We start from the raw sequence: 6,456 nt of genomic DNA, 5'->3' as shown, positions 1-6,456 counted from the left end.
CCAGATCGCGGCTCGTGGACGGCATCCTTGCCGATATGGAACTGAACGAAGTTCCGCGTATCCTCATCCTCAACAAGTGGGACCGGCTGGAGGACGAGATGCGCGATATCCTGCGCGACAGATGGCCCGATGCCCTGCCCATTTCGGCGGAAACCCGGGACGGCCTCAGCGCGCTCTCCCGCTGCATCGAAAACACCATCCACTGGGAAACGACGGCCAACATCGAAATAACGGGCCCTATGCCCAAAGTGTACTGATAAGCCGCCCTGCTCCGGAAAACGTCACGCGTTTCTCCCCCGGGCCGACATTACAGCACACGAAAAAACACGCGCCACACGGACAAGGGAATCCCCTTGATCCTGTGGCGTGTTTTCTTTGGTACCGTCCCGCCGTCCCAAAAGCTTATGAGGAAAAGAAGGCGCAGAAAAAGCCGTATCCCGATAAACATGGAACCGCTCCACAATTCCATCCTGACCGTGAGAGCGACCATGCGGCAGAATCCCCTTCCGTATGCACCATCGGTCAAACGGAAGGGGGAAAGGGAAGGTGTGGGCCGTGCCAGCGGTTCCCTACTCTTTTTTCACTCTCCCCCCTGCGGTTCTCCTTGAAGATACATCAAAATCCGGGCGGCGGCGATGGCGTCCGAACCAGCATGGTGATGATCAAGCGGGATGCCGCAGTAACGGCAAACGGCATCAAGCTTGTGGGAAGGAAGCTTGAGCTTCCTGCGCGACTCCCGCAGCGTGCACACGAAAGGAAGATCCGGAAGGGCTATGCCGTTGGCCTGACAACAGGCTTCCAGCACCCGCCGATCAAAAGGGGCGTTGTGCGTGACAAGATGTGTAACGCCTTGCAGGAAAGAAGCCATCTGCGGCCAAAATTCCAGAAACGTGGGGCTGTCCTGCACGTCCTTCCACGTGATGCCATGAACCCATGTGAACAGGATACGCCGCCTCGGGGGACGGATAAGGCTGTACAGCGTGTCGACAACTTCGCCGCCGCGCACTTTCGCCAACCCTACGGCACAGGCGCTGTCCGGCTGATAATCGGCGGTTTCAAAATCCAGAGCGACATATACGGGATCGGCCATCGTGTCTTCCCAAAACAAAAAAGGCGGGGAAATCCCCCCGCCTTTTCCTAAACTACAGGGTCCTTAATTCACCGATATACAACTTCAACTGCTGAAGCAGTTCCTTGGCCTTTTCGGGATGCTCGCCAACCAGATTGTTCAGCTGGAACGGATCGGCCCGCCTGTCGTAGAGTTCATCCTGCTCGGGCACCGTCACTTCGGCCCCCTGAACGCACGTCCACATTTCCTCTTTCATTTCCAGTTCGGCGGACTGCCGGCCGGCGTTGCCGCCCTTGCCCGAGCCGTCATAGAAAAGGCGGTTCATCTCGTCGGTGTCGATATCGTTCTTGAGCCAATGGATGTACGACCAATCCTTGGTGATGAGCGACCACGACATGCCGTAATATCCGGCTATGGCGACCTCGCGCACGGTATCCGTCTCCCCGCGCATGACCGGGAGCAGGCTGATGCCGTGCATCTCGTCCGCGCCGTAGGTCTGGATGCCTTCATGCCCGGCTTCGGAAAGCGCGGACTGCCCGTAGCCGAGCGCATCCATCATGGTCGCCGTGACATCCACATTCTGGACGAAACTTTCGATCCGCTTCCCACCCTCAAGGCCGGGCACATGAATGAGCAGCGGAACATGGACCAGTTCCTCATAGGGCCAGGGGCGGCACTTGCGCATGATGCCGTGCCCGTGTTCGCCGTTGCCCATGGGCTGGCCGTGGTCCGAGGTGATGATCACCATCGTCTCTTCCCAGAGGCCCTGCTCGCGGATCGAATCGAGCAGGTTGCCGATCCATTTGTCCACGAGTTCCACTTTTTCCATGTACAGCGCGCGGATATGGGCGCACTCCTCTTCCGTCATCACGCCCTTGACCTCGGTCCACGGAGCCAGGATCATCGGATTGCCCTGATAGTCCGGGTCATGCGGGCACGGTTTCCCTTCCCAGACGGACGGCGGATCCCACGGTTCGTGGGGATCGAACGAGTCCACCCACATCAGGAAAGGCCGCTTCGGATCGCGTTTGCGCCGCAGCCAGTCGTCGGCTTCCCGGGCGACGACGCTGACATAGTTGTCGGCGTCCGACTTCCAGAACTGACGCTGCTTGAGGTAGCACTCGGCTTCCCGGATCAAGGACTGCGACGAACTGTCGTATTCGCCGTCCTCGTTCCTGTGCAACATGCCGGGCGACAGATAGTCCTCGGCCTTCACGGCGGGGTCCAGCGGCACGTTATGGAACGTCTCGTGGTCCAGCTCATGCCCGTTGCAGAACTTTACATAGTCGAACCCGCGCGAATAGCCGTACTTGGGCAGGCGCATGGGCGGCGTATCATACACCAGCGCCGTCTGCACTTCCCGGCACCACAGCATGTCGGTCAGGCTGGTGTCGTTCAGATCCAGCGGCTTCCACCCGGCGTAGGGCAAAGTGAAGCGCCCGGTCATGATCGCCCTGCGGACGGGAATGGTGGGGAGGCCCTCGCTATAGGCGTTCTCGAACAGGAACCCTTGTCTGGCAAAGCGATCCAGATTGGGCGTTTTGACCTTCGTATTGCCGTAGCACCCCAAATAGTTGAACTGGAGCGTGTCCAGCATAATGAAAATCACATTCTTGATCGGAGACATGTTGTCCTCTCTAGGCTTTTCTGGAGCCGTGAACCGGCGTGCCGTTCAAACGCCAGATGCCGAAGCCGGTCAGGGCGCACAGGATGGAGAAAATGGGCACGAACCAGTTCAGGAATGCATACGGCGCGAAATCGAACGCGCTGACGCCGAGCACGCCCGCGATGTAAAACGCGTGGACGCTCCACGGGACCAGCGGGCAGCCGATGGTCCCGGCGTCCTCACAGGTGCGAGACAGCACGAGCGGGCTGATGTCGGCCTTCTTGAACGAGTCGAGGAAGGCGCGGCCGGGCACGATGACCGCCAGCATCTGGCTGCCCGTGCCCAAGTTGATGATGTAAGCCGCCGCCAGCACGGACGCGACCAGACGGACAGCGGAACGGGCACCCTTCAGCACCGCGTCGAGCAAGACTTCAAGCACGCGGGAGCGTTCCAGAATACCGCCGAAGGCCATGCCCGAGCACAGCAGCAGAACCGTCGGCATGATGCTGAGCAGGCCGCCGCGGGACAGCAGCGGATCAAGCTGCTTGATGCCGGTCTTGGAAACGTAGCCGGAGGTCATCATCTTGGCGAGATCGTTGAAGGCCACGCCTTCGTACACAGCGATGGCCACGGCACTGAGCAGGCACGCCACCATGACCGGCAGGACCGGGAAGCGCTTATACGCCAAGATGATCATCAGGATGGGCGGGATGAATGCCACAAAATCCAGACTGAAATGCCCTTCAAGGCCACTGAGGATTGCGTTGAGGCTTTCCAGCGAAGCTGTCTGTTCCTGCGCGAAGGAGAAACCAAGCACGGTATACACGATCCCCGCCGCGACGAACGCCGGGACCGTCGTCCAGAGCATGGACAGGATATGATCGAAAAGCGGCACTTCGCAGACGGACGCAGTAATGTTGGTCGAGTCGGATACCGGAGACATCTTGTCGCCGATGTACGCGCCGGAAACGATGGCCCCAACCGTCATGGCCGGGGGATAGCCGAGCGCCTGCCCAACGCCGAGCAGCGCCACGCCGATGGTCCCCATGGTCCCGAACGAAGTGCCTGTGGCGATGGAAGCCACCGAGCACAGCACCATGGCGGACAGGAGGAAATGTTCGGGCGCAATCAGTTTCAGGCCCCAATAGATGATGGCGGGAATGGTCCCCGAGGCGAGCCACGCCGCGATGATCATGCCTACCAGCGCAAGGATGGCGATGGCAATCTGGATGCGTCCGAGCGCCTCAAACATCCCTTCCTGCAATTCTTCCCAACGGTAGCCCGTCTTCAGCCCCATAAGACCGGCCAGCGCCACGGCGCCGATGAGCGGCAGCACGGGAGGCCGCACGCCGACAACGAGCGTGCCGTACAGGATCATCGCAACGGGCAACACCAACGACAGGATCGCCCATCCTAAAGAAGGCTTATTCCCTTTCGTCTCCATTCCACACTCCTCTCCACAGTCTTCCGTCCGTCCCCCTCAGGAACGGGTACCGGCGAGCACACGGGCTCTGAGTTTTTTGTTGTTCTCCCGAGTATGACCCGCTCTTCACAAAAAAACAACTCACGCCCCATCCCTTTCCCCGCAAAAGGCGTTCATTTTATATCCTATGCTAAAAAGTATTGAGTTAACCACCCATATTACCCACCATCTTGCATCATTTGGGGCAGTTTGGGAGAGCCAGAGAGCCCTGCGCTGAGACAATGCCAAAGCATGAGTATAAAATTCTCTCGTAGTGGTGATATCCTTGTGCCCAAGCATCGGTTCCCTTCGCCAGCACTTCAGATGCCGCAATATAAACAAGAGCCAACCGCCCGCGAAGAAAGGCACAGAGGAATGCGAAAGCCCCGGCAGTATGGGCTGTCCGGGGCTTTTCTCAAAAAGTCACCTATTCATCTTAAACCGTTGCCTCCGCAAATGCGGAAAGCTCTTGAAGGACGCCGAAATGGCCGAGATGATGCTTTTCAGCATGGATGGCATTGTTGTGAACGATGAAACGCTTTCCGTGGACGTGATCAAGGAGGTCGGCCCGCGCAGTGATTTCCTCGCGCATATGAATACCTTTGAAAACATGTACATCCAATCAAAGCCCAAACGCATTGACCGCCTTACCCGTGACCGCTGGAACGAAGCGGAGCACCTCGACATGGAAACCCGCGCTCTCATTGCCGCGAAGGAACTCCTCGCCACGTGGGAACCGGAACCCCTCCCTGAGGAGGCATGTGCCCGTGTCAGGGCAGTGCTCAACGCCGCCGAACGTGACTACGGCGTGCCGGAAAGCCTGGAGTAAAAACAAAGAAGGGGAAGGCAACAGGCAATATTGCCTTCTCCTTCTTCGCGTAATGGGACAACTTCTATTTCCGCCACTTCCCCTGCATCTCTGGTGTCCTCGACAAGCGCTCACCTGAGGATTCTTCCTTCTTCCAGCTATGGCTTAACTCCCTCATTCCTCAATACTTCACCCGCCCTACTTCCGTTACCGGCCGGAGCTTTTTTCTTCCGATAGAAGAGACGGTACCGGACAGGAAGCACCCAACCCCCACCCAGATGAACAGGAACACCAGCAGCTTGCTCGCCGATATGGGTTCGCGCATGACGAATGCGCCGAGCAGAAAAACCGTAGTCGGCAAGAGGTATTGCATGATGCCCAGCGAGATCATCGGCACGCTGCGGATGCCGAGGCTCAGGCCCAATTGGGGAATGGCAGAGACGAATCCGCAGCCGATGAGCAGCAGATCCATGTATGCGCCTCCTGCGAGGAAATGCCCTTCCCCCCTTTCTCCCAGCCAGATCAGGTAACCCCACAGGAACGGCGCGGAAAACAGCAGCTCCATGAGCATACCGGGAGCGGCTCCGACCTTGGCGCGTTTGCGAAAGAATGCAAACAACGCCGCGGAAAGGGCCACATTCAGTGAGGCCCACGGGATGGCTCCATATCCCATCAGCAGAATAAGCACGCCGATCCCTGCGAAGATGATGCCCATCCATTGCAGGCGGCCCGGACGCTCCCTGAAAAACACAAAGCCCAGTATCGTGCTGATCATGGGGACGATGTAGTGTCCCATGCTGCATTCGAGCACCTTGCCGTTGGTGACGGCCCATATGTATATCCACCAGTTCCACAGATGGGCGAGGCTGCACAAACCGATAAGCGCGATCTCGCGCCGATCCCTGATCGCGCGGAAAAACGCGGGAAACTGCCCCTTCCACACCATGAAGGCGGCGATGATCAGGCTTCCCCAAAGCGAGCGGTGGCTGACCATTTCGAGGGCCGAAACCCCGTGCAGCAGATTCCAGTACAGCGGGCTCAGGCCGAAGGACAGGTACACGCCGAAAAGGATGCCCATGCCTTGCCTTTGAGAGAGGCCGCCCGCAGCAGTGCGGGGTGAACGGTGTTCCATCGTTCTCTCCTTTGAAGGCAAATCCGGGCCGTGCGTTCCGAAAACGACGGCCCGGCGGACAAAAAGAGAGCCAGCGGGGGAAACCAGCCCTCTTTCCGTTGGGGACAGAGATCAGACGTTGCGGATTCCGGCGTATTTGGCGAAAAGGGCCTCGGTTTTTTTCACGTCGGTCAACGACAACAGATCAAAAAGATCGTCCGCAGCCTCATGCGAAAGCAGGTGTTCCCGTTCGGCGGCTTCACGGCAGGTAATATTGTGTTCGTACGCCAGGTTAGCCACACGGCTGCCGATCTTGTAGCCGAAAAGCGCACTTACCATCGTCGCCAGCGAGGTAGAGCGTTCGGCCGCATGGAGGCATTTTTCGGCATTGGCGGAAAGG

Annotated in this window: 5 protein-coding genes and 2 pseudogenes; 2 read left to right on the top strand and 5 right to left on the bottom strand. The window is 58.6% G+C overall.

What is annotated here, in order from left to right:
- Positions 1-257, top strand: a pseudogene (locus HMPREF0178_RS00530) (GTPase HflX); the annotation flags it as partial.
- 323 nt (positions 258-580) lie between these two features.
- Here the strand turns inward: HMPREF0178_RS00530 and HMPREF0178_RS00520 are convergent.
- Genes HMPREF0178_RS00520 through nhaC form a run of 3 tightly spaced genes read right to left on the bottom strand, consistent with a single transcriptional unit; the run spans position 581 to position 4,119 of the window.
- Positions 581-1,090 carry a 3'-5' exonuclease gene (locus HMPREF0178_RS00520; RefSeq protein ID WP_009367949.1) on the bottom strand — a complete coding sequence of 170 codons (510 nt, stop codon included), beginning with the start codon at positions 1,088-1,090 and terminating at the stop codon, positions 581-583.
- A 52-nt stretch (positions 1,091-1,142) separates the two neighbouring features.
- Entirely contained in the window at positions 1,143-2,696 is a 1,554-nt protein-coding gene (locus HMPREF0178_RS00515) for a sulfatase (protein ID WP_009367948.1), read from the bottom strand.
- A gap of 10 nt (positions 2,697-2,706) precedes the next feature.
- Positions 2,707-4,119: a Na+/H+ antiporter NhaC gene (gene nhaC, locus HMPREF0178_RS00510; protein ID WP_009367947.1), complete on the bottom strand. Its 1,413-nt coding sequence runs from the start codon at positions 4,117-4,119 to the stop codon at positions 2,707-2,709.
- Between the two features lie 487 nt (positions 4,120-4,606).
- Here nhaC and HMPREF0178_RS00505 point away from each other — a divergent pair, with 487 nt between their 5' ends.
- On the top strand, positions 4,607-4,966 hold the full coding sequence (locus tag HMPREF0178_RS00505) for a trimethylamine methyltransferase family protein (RefSeq protein ID WP_157134848.1): 360 nt from the start codon (positions 4,607-4,609) through the stop codon (positions 4,964-4,966).
- A gap of 160 nt (positions 4,967-5,126) precedes the next feature.
- Here HMPREF0178_RS00505 and rarD read toward each other — a convergent pair whose 3' ends face one another.
- On the bottom strand, positions 5,127-6,077 hold the full coding sequence (gene rarD, locus HMPREF0178_RS00500; protein ID WP_009367945.1) for an EamA family transporter RarD: 951 nt from the start codon (positions 6,075-6,077) through the stop codon (positions 5,127-5,129).
- Between the two features lie 111 nt (positions 6,078-6,188).
- A pseudogene (locus HMPREF0178_RS00495) lies at positions 6,189-6,456 on the bottom strand (lyase); the annotation flags it as partial.

The sequence above is a fragment of the Bilophila sp. 4_1_30 genome (genome assembly GCF_000224655.1).
Taxonomy (GTDB): domain Bacteria; phylum Desulfobacterota; class Desulfovibrionia; order Desulfovibrionales; family Desulfovibrionaceae; genus Bilophila; species Bilophila wadsworthia.
This window is presented reverse-complemented; position numbering and strand designations above follow the sequence as displayed.

Coding starts and splice junctions, on each gene's coding strand:
- nhaC (WP_009367947.1), bottom strand. CDS start 4,119: ATGGAGACGAAAGGGAATAAGCCTTCTTTAGGATGGGCGATCCTGTCG.
- HMPREF0178_RS00515 (WP_009367948.1), bottom strand. CDS start 2,696: ATGTCTCCGATCAAGAATGTGATTTTCATTATGCTGGACACGCTCCAG.
- HMPREF0178_RS00520 (WP_009367949.1), bottom strand. CDS start 1,090: ATGGCCGATCCCGTATATGTCGCTCTGGATTTTGAAACCGCCGATTAT.
- rarD (WP_009367945.1), bottom strand. CDS start 6,077: ATGGAACACCGTTCACCCCGCACTGCTGCGGGCGGCCTCTCTCAAAGG.